The sequence below is a fragment of the Sphingobium sp. HWE2-09 genome (genome assembly GCF_035989265.1).
Classification (GTDB): Bacteria; Pseudomonadota; Alphaproteobacteria; order Sphingomonadales; family Sphingomonadaceae; genus Sphingobium.
Genome location: NZ_JAYKZX010000001.1, coordinates 821,376 through 842,833, shown reverse-complemented (window position 1 = coordinate 842,833; position 21,458 = coordinate 821,376). Strand labels below are relative to the sequence as shown.

The following is a 21,458-nucleotide window of genomic DNA, read 5'->3' as shown; positions in this document are numbered from 1 at the left end:
GGGGTCAGGCCGCGCCCTGACCCCACCCACCGCCCAAGGCCCGGAACAGATCGACCTGCGCAAAGGACAAGGCGCGTGTCGCGGTCGCCAGATCGGTTTCGGTGCCGGCGAGCGTGCGCTGGGCGTCCAGCACGGTCAGGAAATCGACCCGCCCTTCGCGCTGGCGCGCCAGGCTGATCCGGGCCGCCCGGGCCGCTTCGTCCCGCGCGGCGGTCAATATCTGCGCCCGTTCGATCGCATGGGCGTAGGCGGATAAAGCGCGTTCGCTTTCCTCCAGCGCCTGCAACACCGTGCCGTCGAAAGTCGCGAGCGAAGCCGCGCCGTCGGCCTTCGCCGCGCCGATGCGGGCGCGGATTGCTTGCCTGTTGGGGAAGGCCCAGCTGATCAACGGTCCCAGCACCCAGTTGAGCGGCCCGCCGCCCAGCAGGTTGCCACCACCCAACGCCGTGGTGCCGACCGATGCGCCAAGCGTAATGCGGGGATAAAGGTCCGCCGTCGCCACGCCGATCCGCGCAGTGTCCGCCGCCAGCCGCCGTTCCGCTGCGCGCACATCCGGCCGCCGCGCCAGCAGCGCCTGCCCGTCGCCGACCGGAATCGGCTGCGTCAGTTGCGGCGTGCGGGTCGCGGCGCGCACGGCGTCAGGCAATTGCTGCGGCGTCCGCCCAGTCAGCGTCGCCAACCGGAAGAGGGCGGCGTCGCGATCCGCCTGAAGCGAGGGGATCGCGGCTTTCTGCTGATCGCGCAGCGTGGTAACGCGAATGATGTCCAGCCGGTCCGACCGACCCACATCGAAACGGGCGCTGGTGATGCGGATCGACTGATCGAGCAGTCCGACCGTCCGTTGCGCCACCGCCAGCCGTTCGGCCGTGGCCGTGACGTCCAGATAGGCGCGCACCGTATCGGCTATCACTGCAACCCTTACCCCGTCCGCATCCGCCTGCACGGCGGCCAGATCACCGCGCGCCGCTTCCACGCCGCGCTTTATCCGGCCGAACAGATCGACTTCGTAGGACAGGTCCAGCCCGCCATCGAGCACCCAGTTTTCCCGGTCGATACCCGGCAGCGATTGCGCCGCCGACGTCCGGTTATAGGTGCCCGACGCCCCCAGGCTGCTTTGCGGCAGGCGATCGGATTTCGCGCCCCGCAGCGAGGCGCGCGCCCGCTCGATCCGCGCCACGGCGACGCGAATGTCGGTGTTGGCGGCCAGCGCGTCGCCGACCAGCGTGTCGAGCAGCGGGTCGCCGTAGAGCGTCCACCAGCGATCCTGGGTCGTAGCGCGACTGACCGCCGGGTTCGCCGCGCCGATAAACGGGGCGGCGGCGGTGATCGGGGTAGCGGGCACGTGATAGTCCGGCCCGGCGGCGCAAGCCGTCAGGGCGCTGGCACCTAGCAATAGGGGGATGAAGGTCCGTGTCATATCTCTGTTCCTCATTCGGCCGGCTGCAAGGCAGCGTCGGCCTCTGGACGCCGGCGGCGGGCGAAACGATCGCCCAGCGCACGGCACACGACGTAGAAGGTAGGGGTGAAGAGCAGGCCGAAGGCGGTGACCCCGGTCATGCCGAAGAACACGGCGGTGCCCAGCGCTTGCCGCAGTTCCGCCCCCGCGCCTGTCGCGATCACCAGTGGCACCGCGCCCAGGATGAAGGCGAAGCTGGTCATCAGGATCGGGCGAAGCCGCGTCTGCGCCGCCTGCACCGCCGCCTCGACCGGCGACAGCCCCTGTTCCTCCTCCGCCTGCTTGGCGAATTCCACCACCAAAATGGCGTTCTTGGCCGCCAGGGCGATCAGTACGACCAGGCCGATCTGCGTCAGGATATTATTGTCCATCCCCCGCAGGTTGATGCCCAGCATCGCGGCGAAGAGGCACATCGGCACGATCAGGATGATCGCCAGTGGCAGCGTCAGGCTTTCATATTGCGCCGCCAGCACCAGGAAGACGAAGAAGACGGCCATGCCGAAGACGATACCGGCGGTGTTGCCCGCGCTCTTCTGTTGAAAGGCGATGCCGGTCCATTCACTGGCATAGCCATCAGGCAGCGCCGCCGTCATCTTGTCGATGGTCGTCAGCGATTGACCGGACGAATAGCCGGGCGCCGTGTCGCCGTCGATCTCCACCGCGGGCATCAGATTGTAGCGGACGACGCGATAGGGGCCGGTCTTGTCGCGAAAGGTCGATACCGACCCGATCGGCACCATGCCCCCGGCGTTGGACCGGGTCTTGAGATTGGCGATGTCGGCCACAGTCCCACGATGCTGCGCATCCGCCTGCGCCGTGACGCGATAGGTGCGGCCCAGCAGGTTGAAGTCGTTGACGAAAGCGGACCCCAGATAGACCTGCATCGCTTCGAACACACGTTCCGGCGGCACGCCTAGCAGATCGGCCTTGGCCCGATCGACATCGGCGAAGATGCGCGGCGTGCTGACGTCGAACAGGGTATAGATCATGGCGAGGCCGGGCGTCTGGTTGGCCTTGCCGATGAAATCGCCAGCCTGCTTGTTCAGCGCGGCATAGCCGCGATCCTGCCGGTCCTCCAGCATCAGGCGATAGCCGCTGCCCGATCCTATGCCCTGAATCACCGGCGGCGGGAGGAGCAGGATGCGCGCCTTGTCATAGCCTGCGACCGCCTTGTTCGCCGCCGCCATGATCCCGGCATAGGTCACGCCTTCCTTCTTGCGTTCGGCAAAGCTGTTGAACGGGAAATAGATAGCGGCGGAATTGGGCGCGGCGGTCTGCGACGGACCATCGAAACCGGCGAACATCACCGCGCCGCGCAGCCCCTTGATCGGCAGGATCTTGTCCGCCACTTCGCGCGTCACCTTGTCGGTGCGTTCGAGCGAGGCGCCGGACGGCAGTTGCACGACCGCCAGGAAATAACCCTGGTCCTGCGAGGGGATGAAGCCTGCAGGCGTCACCCAGAACAGGCCCGCCGTCGCGACGATCAACCCGGCATAGGTCGCCAGCATCTTCTTGGGCCGGGCAACCAGCCAGCGGGTGAGGCGGGCATAGCGCTCGCTCATCCGGTCGAAGCCATGATTGAAGGCGTCAGCTGCCACGCCCAGCTTCTGCCGCCAGAGCGGATCGTGGCTGCGGTCGCGCGGACCATGTTTCGCGTGCAGCAACAAGGCCGCGGCGGCGGGAGACAGGGTGAGAGACAGGATCAGCGAAATGATGGTCGCGGTCGATATGGTGACGGCGAACTGCTGGTAGAAGGCGCCTGAAATGCCGGTGATGAACAGCGTCGGCACGAATACGGCGCACAGCACCAGCACGATCGCCACCAGTGCGCCCGACACTTCGTCCATCGACGTGCGCGCCGCCTCCAGAGGAGACATGCCCCGACCGATATTGCGCTCGACATTTTCGACCACCACGATGGCGTCATCGACGACGATGCCGATCGCCAGCACCAGTCCGAACAGCGACAGATTGTTGAGCGAATAGCCCAGGCCCGCCAGGATCGTCGCCGTACCGATCAGCGATACCGGGATGGCGATGATCGGGATGATCGCCGCGCGCCAGTTCTGCAGGAAGACGAGGATCACAAGGACGACGAGCAGCACGGCTTCGAACAGGGTCTGATAGACCGCGTCGATCGACTGGCTGATAAATTCGGTCGGGTTGTAGATGACGCTATATTCCAGCCCCTTGGGGAAACGCTTGGACAGCTGGTCCATCTCCGCCTTCACATGTTCCGCCGCGTCGAGCGCGTTGGAGCCGGGGCGCTGCATCACCGCGATGACGACGGTGGGCTTGTTCGACAGATAGGTGTTGATCGCATAATCCTGCGCGCCCAGTTCGACGCGTGCGACGTCGCGCACGCGGACCTGATGACCGTTGCCGTCCGTGCGGACTACGATGTTGGAAAACTGGTCGGGCGATGTCAGGCGACCCTGCATCTCGACGCCGAGCTGGAAGGCTTCGCCCCGGTCATAAGGCGGCTGGCCGATCGCGCCAGCCGACACCTGGACATTCTGCGCGCGCAAGGCCGATACGATCTCCCCTGCCGTCAGGTCCATGGCGGCGGCGCGGCCCGGATCGATCCAAACCCGCATTGCATAATCGCGCGATCCGAACAGTTGCACGTCACCCACGCCGTCAAGCCTAGCCAGCCGGTCGCGAACCTGGGTCAGCGCATAGTTGGACAGATAGTTGCGGTCGAACGTGCCGTCCGGCGACTGGAGATTGACCACCATCAGAAATTCGGGCGTCGTCTTGCGCGTCACCACACCCAGCCGCTGCACCTCTTCAGGCAGGCGCGGGACGGCGACGGCGACGCGGTTCTGGACCAGCACCTGGGCTGCATCCAGATCAGTGCCGATCTTGAAGGTGACGGTGATCGTCACCTTGCCATCGCCGGTCGACTGGCTGCTCTGATAGAGCATGTCATCGACGCCGTTGATTTCCTGCTCGATCGGGGCCGCCACGGTGGACGCCACCGTTTCGGCGGATGCGCCGGGATATTGGGCGACGACCGTGACCGTGGGCGGCACGATGTCGGGATATTGGCTGACGGGCAGGCCGATAAAGGCGAGCGCGCCGATGACGGTGATGACCACCGCGATGACCGCGGCGAAGATCGGCCGGTCGATGAAAAAGCGCGAAAAGCGCATCGGGCAAGTCCTTTGCGAAAAGCGAAAGGGGGGCCGCACGATCCGACGGGTCGGATCGCGGGCAAAGACATTCGACGAGGAAGCGGCTGCGTTACCGCTCGAACGTCGCCTGAGACGCCACCGGGGCGGCGCTGTCGGTCAGCGTGATCGGTGCCGGGGTCGCCTTGATCGGTGCGTTGCGGGTCGCGACCTTCGTGCCGGGCATGGCGGCCTGGGCATTCGTCACGACGACCTTGTCCTGCGGCGACAGGCCCGAACGGATGATCCGCAGCCCATCCACCAGCGGCCCCAACTGGACTGGCTTGGCGGCGACCACATCGTCGCGACCGACCACCAGCACACTCTTGAGCGCCTGATCGGACTGGATCACGTCGTCCGGCACCAGCATGGCGTTGACCTTGCCACCGCTGGACAGGCGCATATTGCCGAACAAACCGGGAGTCAGGAACAGGTCAGGATTGTGCAGCACGGCGCGTCCTCGAATGGTGCCAGACCGGGGATCAAGGCCATTGTCGGTGAAATCGAGGCGGCCTTTCCAGCGATAATCGGTTTCATCCTGCAAGCGCACTTCCACTTCGGCGCTGGCGCCGTCCGCATGGTCGCGCTGCGACTTCAGAAACAGGGCTTCGGACGCGTCGAAGCTGAAATAGATGGGATCGAGCGCATTGATGGTGGTGAGCAGACTGGCACCAGCGCCCTCCGCCCCCGATACCAGATTGCCGATATCGACCTTGCGATCGGAAACGCGACCGGCGATCGGCGCGCGGATCAAGGTGAACTCGACGTCCAGGGCGCGCGTCCGGGCGCGAGCGTCGGCCGCCGCCAGGGCAGCGTGCGCCGCCTGCAAGCGCGCGCGCAGCGTGTCGATCTCGCTGGCCGACACCGCTTCGTCGCCGGTCAGGCGCTGGACGCGGGCATAGTCCGCCCGCGCCAGTCGCAGTCCGCTGCGCGCGCTGGCGACATTGGCGCGGGCTTCGGCCAGCGCGGCGAGGAAGGGGCGCTGGTCGAGCGTGAAGAGCAGCTGCCCCTTGCGCACGATATCGCCATCATGGAAATGGATCGCCGTCACCGGTCCCGATACGCGCGGCCGGACGTCGACGGTCTGGCTGGGGGCGAAGCGGCCGACATAATCGTCCCACTGGACCACATGTCGCATCAATGGCGCGGCGATACCCACGGTCACGACCGGCGCGGCCGACGCCTGAGCCTGCGGTTGCCCGCCATATTTCCACGCCACGCCGCCGACGACCGCCAGGGCAAGCGCCGCCCAGGCGACATGACGTCCACGCCAGCGCCGGGCCTTGCCGCCGGAAACAGCGGCTTCGACCGGCGTGTCACCGTCGATCCTGGTGATCATGTTCATGCTAAAGTCCCTTTGATGCCATGACGCGCGGCGGTGATCGCGGACAGCAGCAATTCAAGCTGTGCTTCGCTGAATCCGGCCTCACGGAAAGCGGTGATCGTTGACGGGCGCACGGCGAAACCGTTATGCCACGCCTCCACGGCGAGATGGCGCAGCGCTTCGAGCCGGGCGCTGGCGAGCCGGAAATGCGGTTGCGGCCCAAAGACCAGCGTCTTGAATCGCGTCCAGAGGCCCGGCCCGCGCAACGACGCCAAGCCGTCGCGCCGGGCCAGTTGCACGATCTGCCATTCCGTCGCCGAAAAGCTGGTGGCGGTTTTCATGATCCGGTCGCGGACGACCGGCAAGGCGTTGCCGTCCCCCGCCGCAGGCAGCGGCTGGGCAAAATCGATATAAGCCATGTTCAATCCCCTGATTGCGCGCAAACCCGGCCGCGCCGTCCGATTGGGACGTGCACGATCCTCTCCCGAACCGTGACGGCCACAGGATGCGCGAAGCCATGCAAGACAGCGAATGCGCGCTGTCCTTCCATGACCAGACGTTGATGCAGATCCGGCGCGCCGAAACGGCCGTTCTTTTATGTCACTCTATTATTGGATACACGAAATAAGCATGGAGCCTCCTGTGAGGCGCGGCCTCGACTGGATTTCATACTTATCGGTATATAATCAGGAGGCGGCTGGCGTCAACCGCTTTCTGTACCGATTGGTAAAATTTGTAAAGAGCGTCTGAATGAGACGTGAAGAATTGACGCGTTGGACCTGCGACTACGGCGTCAACCCGGCGCGCGCCATGATCTTCCTGGCCTGCGCAAGGTGCGGGGCGTCGATCATCCTGCCGTCGAGCATCAGCACGCCTGCCTCCGGCATCTGGGAGAAAGCATCGATCACCCGGCGCGCATGATCGATCTGTTCCGCCGTCGGCGTGAAAGCGTGGTTGATGATCGGCACCTGTAGCGGATGAAGCGCCATCATACCAGTGAACCCGTCGAAAGCGCCGCGGGCTGCATAGGCTGCCAGCCCCTGTTCGTCCTTGATCGCGGGATAGACGGTTTCGATCGCTGCGACGCCAGCGGCATGGGCGCCGAACAAGGCCAGGCTGCGCACCATTGCATAGGGGTTGGTATAGCTGCCATCGGCATGGCGGCTACCGGCAGCGCCAATCGCGGCAGGCAGATCTTCTGCGCCCCAGGTGAGGCCGCACAGATGGTCCGCAATCTCGCCATAGCTGCCCAGGCCGAAAATCGACTGCGGCGTTTCGGTGGCTATGGGCAGGATCTTCATCGCCCCGGACAGACGCGACAGGATCAGGCGAATGGTCTGCGCACCCTCCGCCTTGGGCAGCATGATGCCGTCGGCGCCCCTTGCCGCCGCGAAATCATCATCAAGCCAACCGCCATCGACCGGATTGATCCGAACGAAGCGCTTGGTGGCCGCGGGGATAGCGAGATAGTCTGCGACGGCATCGCGCGCCTTCCCCCTGCTGCCGTGAGAAACCGAATCCTCAAGGTCCAGGATCATCGCGTCGGCCCCGCTCGCCGCCGCCTTGGCAAAGCGCTCTGGCCGATCGCCCGGCACGAACAGCAGCGAGCGCAGCCTCATATCGGCTTGCGCTGCAGCAGCGCGGTGCGCAGGCATTGGCAGACGATCTCATCCCGCTGGTTGATGAGTTCATGGCGGAACGTGACGAGACCGGCGGTCGGGCGCGATCGGCTCTCGCGCAGTTCCATCACTTCGCTGGTCGCATGCATCGTGTCGCCGATGAAGACCGGCTTGGGCATGACCAGCTTGTCATAGCCCAGATTGGCGACCAGCGTGCCCAAGGTCGTTTCCCCGACCGACAGGCCGATCATCAACGAAAAGGTGAAGGTGCCGTTGACGAGGATCTGGCCGAACTCGCTGGCCTCCGCCGCTTGCCGGTCGATATGCAGGGGCTGCGGATTATGGGTCATGCAAGAGAAGAGAAGATTGTCCGTCTCGGTGACGGTTCGGCGGATCGGGTGCGTGACGCGGTCGCCGACCTGCCATTCGTCATAATAGCGCCCGCTCATGCCTCTTCCTCCGCCACGATCCGGACCAGCAACGTCCCCTCTTGCACCTGAGCGCCCTGCGCGTGCGGCATGTCTTCCACCATGCCATCGAAGGGGGCGGTCAGCCCATGTTCCATCTTCATGGCTTCCAGGGTGACGAGTTTCTGGCCCTTTGTCACCTTGTCGCCCTTTGTCACTGCCACCGCGATGATGCGGCCGGGCATGGGCGCCAGGATCGCGCCGTCGCCCGCCGCAGCAGCCCCGGCCGGTGCCGCACGCCAGGCCGTCACCTGCCAGCTACGGCCATGTTCCGTGACCAGGCGCTGCGCCTGGGGTGGTTCGGCCAGCGTCCTGCCGCCCTTGCCGACCATGACATCGACGGGTTGACCATCAACCAGGACGTGACCGGTGCGCCTTCGTGCGCCGTTGAGACGAAAGCCCGCCAGCGCGCCCGTACCACTGATACTGGCGCTGGCGCGGGTCAATGCGGCTTCGCTTGGCAAGGTGGCAGGCATCAGCGCCTCCCCTGCTCGCGCGATCAGACCAGTATCGACGTCACCCGCCGCGAAATCGGGATGGGCCAGCGCCTTGACTAGGAAACCGGCATTGGTGCGCAACGGCCAGACCACCGACCGGTCCAGCGCCGCGGCCAGCGCGATGCGCGCCGCGTCGCGCGTGTCGCCATGGGCGATCAGCTTTGCGATCATCGGATCATAATAGGGCGAGATGGTCGCGCCCTCAGCAACGCCGGTATCCACGCGCACGCTGTCGCCCAGATCGAAGGCGTCGAGCCGTCCGATCGACGGCAGAAAGCCCTTGGCAGGATCTTCGGCATAGAGGCGCGCTTCCATCGCCCAGCCGGAGATGGCGAGTTCGTCCTGTTTGCAGGGAAGCGGCTCGCCCGATGCCACGCGTAGCTGCCATTCGACCAGATCCTGGCCGGTGATCGCTTCGGTCACCGGATGTTCGACCTGGAGCCGCGTGTTCATTTCCATGAACCAAATGCGATCGGCGCGCAGCCCTTCCGATGCGTCAGCGATGAACTCGATCGTGCCTGCGCCGACATAGTCGACCGCCTTGGCGGCGCGGACGGCGGCGGCGCACAATGCCTCGCGCGTTTGCGCATCCATGCCGGGTGCGGGCGCTTCTTCGATCACTTTTTGATGGCGGCGCTGGAGCGAACAGTCGCGTTCGAACAGATGGACGATATTAGCGTGGCGGTCGCCGAATATCTGCACTTCGATATGGCGGGGGCGCTGAATATATTTTTCGATCAGCACATGGGCATTGCCGAACGACGACGACGCCTCACGCTGGCAGGAAAGCAGCGCGTCGGCGAAATCGGATGGCTGATCGACCAGTCGCATCCCCTTGCCACCGCCACCGGCCACCGCCTTGATCAGGACGGGATAGCCGATCGCCGCCGCCTGCTGCGCCAGATGATCCGCGTCCTGATTTTCGCCCATATAGCCCGGCGTGACCGGCACGCCTGCATCGGCCATCAGCGCCTTGGCCGCGTCCTTCAGGCCCATGGCGGTGATGCTGGCGGGATCGGGGCCGACCCAGATGATGCCAGCGTTAAGGACCGCCTGCGCGAAGTCGGCATTTTCCGACAGGAAGCCATAGCCCGGATGGATCGCCTCCGCCCCGGTTTCCTGCGCCGCAGCGATAATCCGGTCACCCAGCAAATAGCTTTCGCGCACCGGCGCAGCGCCGATATGCACGGCCTCATCAGCGAGCGCGACATGCAGCGCATGCGCATCCGCATCGGAATAGACCGCGATGGTGCGGATGCCCAGACGACGCGCGGTCCGGATGACGCGGCAGGCGATTTCGCCGCGATTGGCGATGAGAAGGGCCTGGATCATGCGCGTCACATCCGGAACAGCCCGAACGACGGGCGTTCGGGAATGGGAGCGTTAAGGGCAGCCGCGAAGGCGAGGCCGAGCACGTCGCGGGTCTGGGCCGGGTCGATGATACCATCGTCCCATAGCCGCGCCGTGGCATACCAGGGATTACCCTCCTGCTCATATTTCTCGCGTATGGGTGCTTTGAAGGCTTCGGCCTGCTCTGCGCTCCAGCTTTTCGCGTCGCGATGGACGGTCGACAGCACCGATGCGGCCTGTTCTCCGCCCATCACCGAAATCCGGCTGTTGGGCCAGCTGAAAAGGAAGCGCGGCTGATAGGCACGGCCGCACATGCCATAATTGCCCGCGCCAAAGCTGCCGCCGATCAGCACGGTGATCTTGGGCACCTGCGCCGTGGCGACCGCAGTGACGAGCTTGGCGCCATGTTTGGCGATCCCTTCCGCTTCATATTTGCCCCCGACCATGAATCCGGAGATATTCTGGAGGAACAGCAGGGGAATGCGCCGCTGGCAGGCCAGTTCGATGAAATGGGCGCCCTTGACCGCGCTTTCGCTGAACAGGACGCCATTATTGGCGAGGATTGCGACCGGCATCCCCCAGATATGGGCGAAACCGCAGACCAGGGTCGTGCCGTAGAGCGCCTTGAACTCATGAAAGGCGCTGCCGTCGACGATGCGGGCGATCACTTCGCGCACGTCATAGGGCGCGCGGACATCCTGAGGGATGATGCCGTAGAGTTCGGCCGGGTCATATTTAGGAGGCATCGGCTCCTGGAGATTAACCGGCGGCGTGGCCTGCGGCGAAAGGGTGGAGACGATGTCGCGCACGATGCTGAGCGCATGATCGTCACTGTCGGCGACATGATCGACCACGCCCGACTTGCGGCCATGCAGATCGCCGCCGCCCAAATCCTCCGCGCTGATGACTTCGCCCGTGGCAGCCTGCACCAAGGGCGGACCCGCCAGGAAGATCGTACCCTGGTTGCGGACGATGACCGTTTCATCCGACATGGCAGGCACATAGGCACCGCCCGCCGTGCAGCTGCCCATGACGCAGGCGATCTGCGGGATGCCGCGTGCCGACATCTGCGCCTGGTTATAGAAGATACGGCCGAAATGGTCGCGGTCGGGGAAAACCTCCGCCTGATGCGGCAGGTTGGCGCCGCCGCTGTCGACCAGATAAATGCAGGGCAGATGATTTTCGAGCGCGATTTCCTGCGCCCGCAAATGCTTCTTCACCGTCATTGGGAAGTAGGTGCCACCCTTTACCGTTGCGTCATTGGCAGCGATCATCACCTGGCGGCCTGCCACGCGCCCGATACCCGCGACGATCCCGCCGCCCGCGACTTCATCACCATAGAGGCCGTTGGCGGCCAGCTGCCCGATTTCCAGGAACGGACTGCCGATATCGAGCAGATTTTCGACCCGGTCGCGCGGCAACAGCTTGCCGCGACCGACATGGCGTTCGCGCGCCACTGCCCCGCCGCCCAGCGCTGCTGCGGCCACATCCGCGCGCAATCGATCGGCCAGTGCGCGATTATGCGCGGCATTGGCGCGAAATGCTTCGCTGTCCGGCGATAGCGCCGTGTCCAGGACCGATCCGCTCATTGCGAAGCGCCGATCAGTTCGCGGCCGATCAACATGCGGCGGATTTCATTGGTGCCAGCGCCGATGTCGAGCAGCTTGGCGTCACGCATGAATCGCTCCACCGGCCAGTCCCTGGTATAGCCCGCGCCGCCCAGCGCCTGCACCGCCTCCAGCGCGACGCGGACCGCATTTTCGCTTGCCAGCAGGATCGCGCCGGCTGCGTCGAACCGCGTGGTCCTGCCTGCGTCGCAGCTTTTCGCCACCGCATAGACATAGGCGCGGGCGGAGTTGAGCGCGACATACATGTCGGCGATCTTCGCCTGCATCAGCTGGAAGCTGCCGATCGGTTGGCCAAATTGCTTGCGATCGCGGACATAGGGGATGACGGTGTCGAGGCAGGCCTGCATGATGCCGAGCTGGATACCGGCCAGCACGGTGCGTTCGTAATCCAGACCGCTCATCAGCACTTTCGCGCCGCCGTTCAACGGCCCCATGATATTGTCGCGCGGGACTTCGCAGCCATCGAACACCAGTTCGGCCGTCGGCGATCCGCGCATCCCAACCTTGTCGATCTTCTGCCCGATGGAAAAGCCGGGCATCCCCTTTTCGATCAGAAAGGCGGTGACGCCCCTGCTACCTTCGCCGGTCCTGGCATAGACGACCAGCGTGTCCGCATAGGCCGCATTGGTGATCCAGAATTTCGTGCCGTCCAAGACATAGCCGCCGTCGGTTTCCAGTGCCCTCAGCTTCATCGACATGACATCGGAACCGGCCCCCGCCTCCGACATGGCGAGCGACCCGACATGTTCGCCCGAAATCAGCTTCGGCAGATATTTGGCCTTCTGCTCGTCATTGCCCCAACGGCGGATCTGATTGACGCAGAGATTGGAATGCGCGCCATAGCTGAGGCCGATCGAGGCCGATGCGCGGCTGACTTCCTCGCACGCCAGCACATGTTCCAGATAGCCAAGGCCAAGACCGCCCCATTCCTCCTCTACCGTGATCCCGTGCAGGCCAAGCGCGCCCATTTCGGTCCAAAGTTCATCACGCGGGAACCAGTCCTCCGCATCGATCTTGACGGCGAGCGGCGCGATCCGGTCGGCGGCGAAGCGCGCCGTCGTGTCGCGGATCATGTCGGCATTTTCACCGAGCGCGAAATCGAAATCGGGCGTCACTGGCCTCTCCCATTCTATCTTAATCATGGCATGATAGCAGTTCGAGGCGGGCTTGAAAAATTGACCCGACCTAAATCATATAATAGATGGTATCTATGATCGAGCGCTATCTGGTGCAATATTTCCTGGCCGTCATGGACCTGGGAAATTTCTCGCGGGCGGCCCAGCAATGCCGTGTGTCGCAGCCCACGCTATCGGTCGGCATATCGAAGCTGGAGACGATCGTCGGCCATATGCTGTTCCACCGGACCAATCGCCGCGTAGAACTGACCAGCTTCGGCGCGACCTTTGCGCCCCATGCCCGGCGGATCGAGGCGGAGTTTGCCAAAGCCATGCAGGCGATGGCGGTCGATCAGAAGGTGAAGCTGATCCGCATCGGCATCGTCTCCACGTTGCCATCACCCTGGATGGAGGCGGCGACCCAACAGGCGTGCAGCGTGGACGGCGAGCGGCTCGAAGTCGTGGAAGGCCGTATGCGCGACCTGCTGCCCCGGTTGGAGCGCGGCCGTGTCGATGTCGTGATTGGTGTTTTAGGAAGCGATGCGCGCGAACAGGACATGCTGTTCGAGGAAGGCTATGCTCTGGCATTGCCGGACAAACACCCGCTGGCGCATCACGAAATAGTAGAAGCCGAAGACGTCCGGGATGCGCAAATGATCGTGCGCAGAAATTGCGAAGCCCTGTCCGATGTCAGCCGCTTCTTCACGCAGCGGGGCATCCGGCCCTTCTTTGCCGCGCGCACGACCAATGACGACCGGTCCGTAGCGCTGGTGCGCGCGGGCCTTGGCATAACCGTCATGCCGCGTTGCTTCGCGCAGCCGGGAGTTGCCATGCCGAACCTGTCCGGCTTCGATCAACGACGCCGCATCGGCCTGATAACCGCCCCCGCTTCGGCGAGCCGCAGTGCGGATAGCCAGTGCCTACAGCGTTATGCCTCTGCCATCAAAGCAGCCGCCATTGGTGGTGCAATGCTACGTTAGAGGTCACGCAACCATGCATGACGGCGCCCGGCTTTGTAAGAGCAAGAAGATCACGCCGTCTGGGGCATCGGCCTTCTTGATGCAAATCAAGCTGATATCGGCAGAATACGGGTGTTTGACAGCCGGAGAAATGCTAGCGGAAACCCATGACGATCAACAGTGATAGCGCAGCGCCCGAAGGCCTTGATCCAGCTGGATATCCAGGCTGGTCGGAAGCGGAGCGTGTGGCGGCGCTGGAAAGCTATGCCATTCTCGACACGCCGGTCGAACCGGATTTCGACGAGATAGCGCAGCTTGCCGCGGAGGCCTTCGCTGCTCCCATCGCCGTGGTCAATCTGGTGTCGCATGATCGTCAATGGTTCAAGGCCGAAGTGGGCATCGGAACCCGCTCCTTGCCGCTTGATGTGTCGGTCTGCGCCCACGCAATATTGCAGAACGCGTTTCTTGTCGTTCCGGACATGACCCAGGACGACCGGTTTGCCTGCAATCCGCTTGTCACAGTCGATGGCGGTTTGCGCTTCTACGCGGGCGCCCTGTTGAAAAACGCGGACGGTCTGCCGATCGGCACCCTGTGCGTTCTGGACCGGAAGGCCCGTCCGCAAGGCATCACTCAGCAACAGCGCCACCTGCTTGAAGTCCTAGCGCGACAGGTGATGACGCAACTCGAACTGCGCAAGGCGCTGGCCGAGCAGGCCCGCCGCGCGGCGGAATTGGCGCAGGTCGTTGCCGACCGCAGCGCCGCGGTTCGCGCGCTCGAAGCGATCGAAGAACGATATACGCTCGCAGCCCGTGCGACGAACGATGCGGTCTGGGACTGGGACTTTGCGACCAATAATGTCATCTGGAACGGCGCGCTTCAGGAAAGCTACGGCTTTGCGCCCGGCGACATCGGGACGACCGGCGACTGGTGGCTGGCCCATATCCATGCCGATGATCGGGACCGGATCGATCGCAGCATCCACGCCGCGATCGATGGCGATGCGCGCAGTTGGCAGGACGAATATCGCTTTTTGCGCGGTGACGGCAGCTATGCGTCCGTTCTGGATCGCGGTCATATCATCCGGGACAAGGACGACCGGGCGACACGCATGATCGGCGCGATGCTCGACCTGACGGAACGACAGCAGAGCCGCCAGGCGCTGGCGATCAGCGAAGAACGCCTGCGCCTGGCCACGGACGCCGCAGAGGTCGGGTTTTGGGACGTGGACGTGATCCATGACATCATGATCTGGCCGCCCATCGTCAAAGCCATGTTCGGCATCGCTGGCGATGCGCCGGTTTCACTGCAGGATTATTATGAAGGCATTCATCCCGATGATCGGGACAAGACCGTAACCGCTTATCACGCCGCGTGCGATCCCAAACAGCGCGCGCTTTACGATGTCGAATATCGCACGGTCGGCAACAAGGACGGAACGGTCCGCTGGGTCGCCGCCAAAGGCCGCGGCGTTTTTGACCAAAGTGACATGTGCGTCCGCATGATCGGCACCGCGATCGACATTACCGAACGCAAGCGGGCGGAGGAAGCGCTGCGTGCCAGCGAAGCCAGATTGCGGTTTTTGGGCGAACTGGACGAAGCGCTGCGGGCAGCGACCGATGCGCCCGACGCCATGCTCGCAGCGGCCAGACTGCTCGCGACCACCCTGCAGGCGTCACGCTGCGCCTATGCCGATGTGGATGCGGACAACGACCGATTTTTCATCCGTGACGATTTCGTCGCGCCCGGCACATTGAGTTCAGCGGGCACATACAGCCTCGATCTGTTCGGGTCGCGCGCGGCCGCGGACATGCGTAGCGGCCGGACATTGGTCATATCCGATGTCGCGCGGGAAATGGCGCCGGCCGATGGGCGAGACATGTTCCGATCGATCGGGATTGAGGCCATCATCTGCTGCCCCCTCGTCAAGGACGGACGGCTCGTCGCGATGATGGCTGTCCACCAGGATCGCGCGCGCGCATGGCGCGATGAGGAGGTCGCCCTTGTCGAGGCCGGGGTCGATCGCTGCTGGTCGCATGTGCAGCGCGTCGGTGCGGAGGCGCGACTACGGGAAAGCGAAGCGCGATACCGTACCCTGTTCGAAGCGGTGGACGTGGGCTTCTGCGTCGTAGAAATGAAGTTCGACCAGGATCGTCCGGTCGATTACCGGTTCGTAGAGAGCAATCCTGCCTTCGAACGACAGACAGGCCTGGTCAACGCCGTAGGACGTTGGGCCAGTATTCTGGTGCCCGACCTGGAGCAGCATTGGTTCGAACTTTACGGCAAAGTGGCCGCCAGCGGCGAAGCCGTCCGCTTCGAAAACGGGTCGCAAGCCATGGGGCGTTGGTTCGACGTTCACGCATTTCCGACCGGCGCGCCGGGACAAAATCGCGTCGCGATACTCTTTAATGATATCAGCGCACGCAAGGCGGTCGAGGACAAGCTACGGCAACTCAATGAAACACTGGAGCGGCAGGTTGTTGAACGCACCGCGGAAATTCGGCTCTATCACGACATCATCGAGGCAAGCACATTTCCGATCTGCGCTTTCGACCAGGATTATAGACTGATCGCTTTCAACAAGGCGCATAATGATGAATTTCGCCGGGTGAACGGGTTTGACACCCGGTTGGGTGATATATTCCCCGATCTGTTCGTCCCCGAACAAAGCGCCGCGATGCGGCAGCAGATGAAGCGCGCGCTTGCAGGTGAAGCCTTTACGGTGGTCGAGACGTTCGGGCGTCCGGAATATGGGCAACCCTTTTGGGAAATCTATTATACGCCGCTCAGGAATGAAGCGGGCCATGTCGTCGGCGCCTTTCACTTGGCGACCGACATTTCTGATCGCTTGCGCGCCGAGCAGGAATTGGCGAGCGCGCAGGAAGCCTTGCGCCAGAGCCAGAAGATGGAGGCCATGGGCAGCCTGACCGGCGGCGTGGCGCATGATTTCAACAATCTGCTGACGCCGATCGTCGGCAGCCTGGACATGCTGCAGCGCAAGGGCGTCGGAAACGAGCGCGAGCAGCGCCTGATCGCAGGCGCTCTGCAATCCGCCGAACGCGCGACCACATTGGTGCAAAGGCTGCTGGCGTTTGCGCGTCGCCAACCACTGCAAACACGGCCGATCGACATCGCCGGACTGGTGTCGGGCATGGCCGAACTGATCGGCAGCACATCAGGCCCGCAGACCAAGCTGGTCGTCGATGTGGGGAATAATCTGCCAGCCGCCCTGGCGGATCAGAACCAGCTCGAAATGGCCTTGTTGAATCTAAGCGTAAACGCACGCGATGCGATGCCGACTGGCGGTCGCCTCAGCATCACCGCCCATGTCCAGGACGTCGCCAAGGGACATAGAATTGGTCTTTCGCCCGGCCAGTATATTTGCCTATCCGTGTCGGACACCGGAACCGGGATGGATGCGGAGACCCTTACGCGGGCGATCGAACCCTTCTTTTCCACCAAGGGCATCGGAAAGGGGACCGGCCTTGGCCTGTCGATGGTGCATGGTCTGGCGGCGCAGCTTGGCGGCGCGTTGACGATCGACAGTCGGCCGGGCCTGGGCACGACTGTGGTACTTTGGCTCCCAACGACACAGGACGATGTCGCGCGTATCGAACGGGCTGGCGACATCATCTCCTCCACCGGCGCTGGACGGGTGCTGCTGGTCGATGACGAGGATGTGGTTCGGGCAAGCACCGCCGACATGTTGATCGACCTTGGGTATGAAGTGGTCGAAGCGCGATCCGCAGAGGAGGCGCTGTTGCTGCTGAATGAAGGGTTGAAGCCGGACCTTCTGGTGACCGACCATCTCATGTCCGGAAAGGACGGCACCGAATTGGCCCGGGAGGCGTTGCGCCGACTCCCTGACCTGCGCCCGCTCATCGTTTCGGGCTATGCCGATGTCGATGGCATCGCGCCGGAACTGCCCCGCCTCGTCAAGCCGTTTCGACAGGCCGACTTGGCCGCCATCTTGAGACAATGACGGTGGTCATATTTTCGCGGGGTGACGCGCCAATCCTATAGGGCGTGGCGATCTCGCGCGCCCGCGATGCACGCTTCATCCCAAGCAGTCTGTTTAAAGCCCGTTCGCGCGGGCGATCTTGGCCAATATCGATGCCGACGCTTTGGGCGACCGCCGGAATGTCGAACGATCGACGGCGACGAGGCCGAATTTAGGTTCATATCCGAATATCCACTCGAAATTGTCGAGTAAGGACCAGTGGATATAGCCAAGCACCGTGATGCCATCGTCCATCGCGGCTTTCAGGTGCCGCAGGGCTTCGGGGATCATGGCGGCCCGTTGCGTATCGTCCGATGTGCCGATGCCATGTTCGGTGACCAGGATCGGGACGCCTGCCGTTTGCCAGGCATAGCGCACTGCACCCGCGAGCGAAGCCGGGTAGATTTCGGCCCCGCGCGTGCTTAAGGGCGCGCCCGCAGGCGGTTTCATCTGCCCCTTATTGTCGATGCGCGCGCGTTCATAATTCTGGACACCGATAAAATCGTTGGAGCGCGCTTCGTGCAGCCATGCGTCATAGCATTTAGCCCGCTTGTCCGCGATCCGGCTGTCCGCGCCGAAGGGCTGGTCATCCTCCATCGCCAGGCTGAACCCGACCGGCAGGTCGCCACGCACGGCCTTGATCGCCTTGCGCGCTTCGCGGTGCGCCGCGATCATGATGGGCAGCATCGCGTCGGTCTGGGCCGATGTCTCGATGAACTGGGCGACGAACCGATCCGATCCGGTGGCGCGCGCCGCCGCCGCCATGATGGCGTCGTTGCGGGCAAAGGCCTGGGGCGGCAGCTTGTAGCGCAACAGTGCCATCAGGTTCGGCTCATTGAGCGTCACGACGCTGTGAATGCCCGGGGCCAAATGCCGTGCCGCCTTGTCGCAATAGCGCGCGAACAGCGCTGGAGCCTGCGGGTTCGTCCACCCGCCCTGCATCGCGAACCAGCGCGGGCAGGTGAAATGGTTGAAGGTGACGACCGGATGCAGGCCTCGCTGGCGGCAGCCGTCGATCATCGCTTTATAATGGTCGAGCATCGCCAGCGAAAACTGGCCCGGCTCTGGCTCGATCCGCGCCCATTCGATCGAGAAGCGATAGGTGTTGAGATGCAGGTCGCGGACAATGTCCATGTCCATCGGCCAGCGATGCAGGCTGTCGCACGCATCGCCGGACGGCTGCGCGAAGGACGTGGGCGATATATGTTCTATCACCCATGTGTCGCTGGACGTATTGTTGCCTTCGACCTGATGCCCGGCCGTGGCCGCACCCCACAGGAAGCCGGACGGAAAACGGACCCTCGTCACCCGAGCCGCAGCGGCGGCGGGCGCATGGACCAGCCCCGCCGCGGCGCCGGCGGCAAGAAGGTGCCGCCGGTCGATGGGGAACGAAGACGGTGCGTCCGACATGGGCTAAACTCCGGACGCTGGCTTAGAAATCGAAGCCGAAGTTCAGGCCAATCGTCCGCACCGAATCCAGCCCCCATTGCTGGGTATAGGACAGCTTGGGCGTCGCGGCGCCGCGCGGGCTACGCGCATTGGTGTCGCCCGAATCGATGCCGATTGCGCTCGGGTTGATCTTGTTCGTGCAGTTCTTGCAGAAGATCGACACGCGCATGCCATCGCCGATCTTCGCGCCCAGGCTCGCGCCGAAGATGTCGATCGCGCCGATGCCCGCGCCCGGCGCCTGATTGACGACATAGTTGATCGACGAACGATGATACCAATTGCCCTGGATGAAGGGTTTGACGTCGCCGTCGGTCTGGACCTCATATTGCACCTGCAAAGTGGAGGTGAATTTCGGCGCAGCCGGCAGCGTCATGCCCGATGCATCGAAAGTGCTGACCGTTGCGGAACAGCCCTTCGTCGTTTGCGTCGGATAGCATTGTGCGCCTGCAAAACTGTCGAACTTCGAGGACAGCAGCGATGCCGAACCGTTGATCGTTAGGCCGGTGACCGGCGCAGCGATGACCTGCGCCTCGATCCCCTTCGACGTGACCTTCGCTGCGTTCTGAACGATGAAGGTCGCCAGAGTGGGTTCGAACGACTGCACTTGGAAATTGTTGAACTTGGTATGGAAGGCCGAAAGGTTGAGCGTCAGACGGCGATCGAAGAAACTCGACTTGATGCCGATTTCGCCGGTCTTGGACGTTTCTTCCCGAACGACGACGTCGGCGGTCGCGGTGGGGAAGCTGTCGTTGAAGCCCGGCCCCTTATAACCACGACCGTAGAATCCATAGAACATGACGTCGCGCGTCGCCTGATATTGCGCGCCCAGCTTCCAGCTGAAATCGGTGTTCTTGTAATCCGCCGTGTAGGTGCCGCGCGGGCCGCTTAGCGTCTGGAAATAGTTGAGCTGGTTTTGCGACAGGTCCATTTCGATCTTGTCATGCGTCACGCGGCCACCCGCGATCAGCTTGAACGCGTCGGTGACGTCATAGGTCAGCTGTCCGAAGGCGGCGTAGCTCTCGGTATCGAGTATGTAATCGCGGTCGCTGCCGATCTGCGACACGTTGATACGGGTGCAGGATGCGGCGGCGTTCGGCCCGACGCAGAAGGGCGACGCTGCCGCGGCCGCTTCCGACAGATAGCTGTTGCCGCCCAGCTGGCGCGCGGTGTCGAGCTTGGACTTGAACCAGTAGAGGCCAGCCTGGCCGCTCAGGCGGTTCCCGGCAGGCAGGGCAACGCGGAACTCGTTCGAAAACTGGTCATACCGCCCCTGGGTCGCATTGATGTTCAGACCGTTGGAGGAGGTATAATCGCCATCGACCGCCTGATCCTGCGTGTAAAAGCGCCAGGCGAAGATGTTGCTGATCTCCACGCCCGAATCGAGCAGATAGTTCAACTGGCCCTGCGCACCGCCCGTCTTGATGTCGCGAAACTGGTCGGCGTCACCGCCGAACTTCAGATTTTCGCGACCAGCGGTAATCCCGTCGGCGGCCAGCGGCGCGGTGTTCAGGCTGGTGGGATCGAGCTGGCGATAGCTATTGTCGAAAATACCGGCGATGCCGTGATTTTCGTTGTAATCGCCGATCACATAGAGGGTCAGCTTGTCCGACAGTTCGGCCAGATATTTGGCCTTGAGCGAGTAGCTGCGGGCATTGAGGTCGTGGCGCGTGCCCGGATCGGGCTTGCCGACATAGGTCGTGCCCGGCTCCTGATAGGCATACAGCCCGCTCAAGCGCAGCGCCGAATTGGCCGACACGGGGATGTTCAGCGTCTCGCGCACAATGATGCCGGGTGCATTGCCGTCCGACCCGGGCGTCGAGCGCATGGCCGCTTCGATGTTGGTCGAACTGGAATATTCGCCGAGCTTGGGGCGGGTCGTGACGATGCTGAGCAAACCGGCCGACGCATTCTTGCCGAACAACAGGCCTTGCGGGCCGTTCAAAACTTCGACGCGTGCGATGTCGTTGAGCATCGGGCTGTTGAGCAGCGGGCGGCCCAGATTGACCTCGTCAATGGCGAGCGCAACGCTGCTGTCGATCGTACCGGCGAACGCCAGCGTGCCGACGCCGCGGACGGCGAAGGAGTTGTCGGTGCCCACTTGCAGCGAAGGGGCGGCGCGCGAAACTTGCGTGAGATCGTTGAGGTTTTGCGAGCGGATCGTTTCCTGCGATACGGCAGTGACGCTGACCGGCACGCGTTGCAGGCTTTCCGCGCGGCGCTGAGCGGTGACCACGATTTCCGTTGCACCCGGACCGGCATCGGCATTGTCGCTAACCGCCTGCGCCATGGCGGGCGCCGTGAACATGGTGGACGACAATATGATGGTGGCAAGACGATGAAGCATAAATTCCTCTCCTGAGGTGACCCTTGTGGCCTTACCAATTCGCCTTAGATCGCCACGCGTCGTTTGATAAATTAATTGA

At 63.5% G+C, this 21,458-nt stretch carries 13 protein-coding genes; 2 read left to right on the top strand and 11 right to left on the bottom strand.

All coding sequences use genetic code 11. The features are described from left to right. Window positions 1-4 precede the first annotated feature (4 nt). From U5A89_RS03860 to U5A89_RS03820, 9 genes are all read right to left on the bottom strand, one after another. A complete protein-coding gene (locus U5A89_RS03860; RefSeq protein WP_338159852.1) occupies window positions 5-1,417 on the bottom strand; it encodes an efflux transporter outer membrane subunit in 1,413 nt (470 codons plus the stop codon). 11 nt (window positions 1,418-1,428) lie between these two features. Further along, the gene (locus tag U5A89_RS03855; RefSeq protein ID WP_338159851.1) at window positions 1,429-4,611 is read right to left on the bottom strand and encodes an efflux RND transporter permease subunit; all 3,183 of its coding nucleotides are present in this window, start codon (window positions 4,609-4,611) and stop codon (window positions 1,429-1,431) included. 91 nt (window positions 4,612-4,702) lie between these two features. After that, window positions 4,703-5,974 (bottom strand): efflux RND transporter periplasmic adaptor subunit, encoded by a 1,272-nt coding sequence (locus U5A89_RS03850; RefSeq protein WP_338159850.1) that lies wholly within the window; start codon window positions 5,972-5,974, stop codon window positions 4,703-4,705. Then, window positions 5,971-6,372 (bottom strand): hypothetical protein, encoded by a 402-nt coding sequence (locus tag U5A89_RS03845; protein WP_338159849.1) that lies wholly within the window; start codon window positions 6,370-6,372, stop codon window positions 5,971-5,973. Before U5A89_RS03845 ends, U5A89_RS03850 begins: the two co-directional genes overlap by 4 nt. A gap of 366 nt (window positions 6,373-6,738) precedes the next feature. Continuing rightward, a complete protein-coding gene (locus tag U5A89_RS03840; RefSeq protein WP_338159848.1) occupies window positions 6,739-7,572 on the bottom strand; it encodes an HpcH/HpaI aldolase/citrate lyase family protein in 834 nt (277 codons plus the stop codon). Then, the gene (locus U5A89_RS03835) at window positions 7,569-8,021 is read right to left on the bottom strand and encodes a MaoC family dehydratase (RefSeq protein WP_338159847.1); all 453 of its coding nucleotides are present in this window, start codon (window positions 8,019-8,021) and stop codon (window positions 7,569-7,571) included. The genes U5A89_RS03840 and U5A89_RS03835 overlap by 4 nt, the downstream gene beginning before the upstream one ends. Continuing rightward, window positions 8,018-9,868 carry an acetyl/propionyl/methylcrotonyl-CoA carboxylase subunit alpha gene (locus U5A89_RS03830; protein ID WP_338159846.1) on the bottom strand — a complete coding sequence of 617 codons (1,851 nt, stop codon included), beginning with the start codon at window positions 9,866-9,868 and terminating at the stop codon, window positions 8,018-8,020. Before U5A89_RS03830 ends, U5A89_RS03835 begins: the two co-directional genes overlap by 4 nt. Before the next feature lie 5 nt (window positions 9,869-9,873). Next, the gene (locus tag U5A89_RS03825) at window positions 9,874-11,475 is read right to left on the bottom strand and encodes a carboxyl transferase domain-containing protein (protein WP_338159845.1); all 1,602 of its coding nucleotides are present in this window, start codon (window positions 11,473-11,475) and stop codon (window positions 9,874-9,876) included. After that, complete coding sequence (locus tag U5A89_RS03820) at window positions 11,472-12,656, bottom strand: isovaleryl-CoA dehydrogenase (RefSeq protein WP_338159844.1); 1,185 nt, start codon at window positions 12,654-12,656, stop codon at window positions 11,472-11,474. The genes U5A89_RS03825 and U5A89_RS03820 overlap by 4 nt, the downstream gene beginning before the upstream one ends. A 68-nt stretch (window positions 12,657-12,724) precedes the next feature. Between U5A89_RS03820 and U5A89_RS03815 the strand changes: the two genes are divergently transcribed. Beyond that, window positions 12,725-13,609 carry a LysR family transcriptional regulator gene (locus tag U5A89_RS03815; RefSeq protein ID WP_338159843.1) on the top strand — a complete coding sequence of 295 codons (885 nt, stop codon included), beginning with the start codon at window positions 12,725-12,727 and terminating at the stop codon, window positions 13,607-13,609. A 146-nt stretch (window positions 13,610-13,755) separates the two neighbouring features. Then, window positions 13,756-17,568, top strand: coding sequence for a PAS domain S-box protein (locus tag U5A89_RS03810; RefSeq protein WP_338159842.1), 3,813 nt, complete (start codon window positions 13,756-13,758; stop codon window positions 17,566-17,568). A 93-nt stretch (window positions 17,569-17,661) separates the two neighbouring features. Here the strand turns inward: U5A89_RS03810 and U5A89_RS03805 are convergent, their stop codons facing one another. Beyond that, window positions 17,662-18,996 (bottom strand): glycoside hydrolase family 1 protein, encoded by a 1,335-nt coding sequence (locus U5A89_RS03805; RefSeq protein WP_338159841.1) that lies wholly within the window; start codon window positions 18,994-18,996, stop codon window positions 17,662-17,664. Window positions 18,997-19,018: 22 nt separating this feature from the next. Then, entirely contained in the window at window positions 19,019-21,379 is a 2,361-nt protein-coding gene (locus tag U5A89_RS03800; RefSeq protein ID WP_338159840.1) for a TonB-dependent receptor, read from the bottom strand. Window positions 21,380-21,458 lie beyond the last annotated feature (79 nt).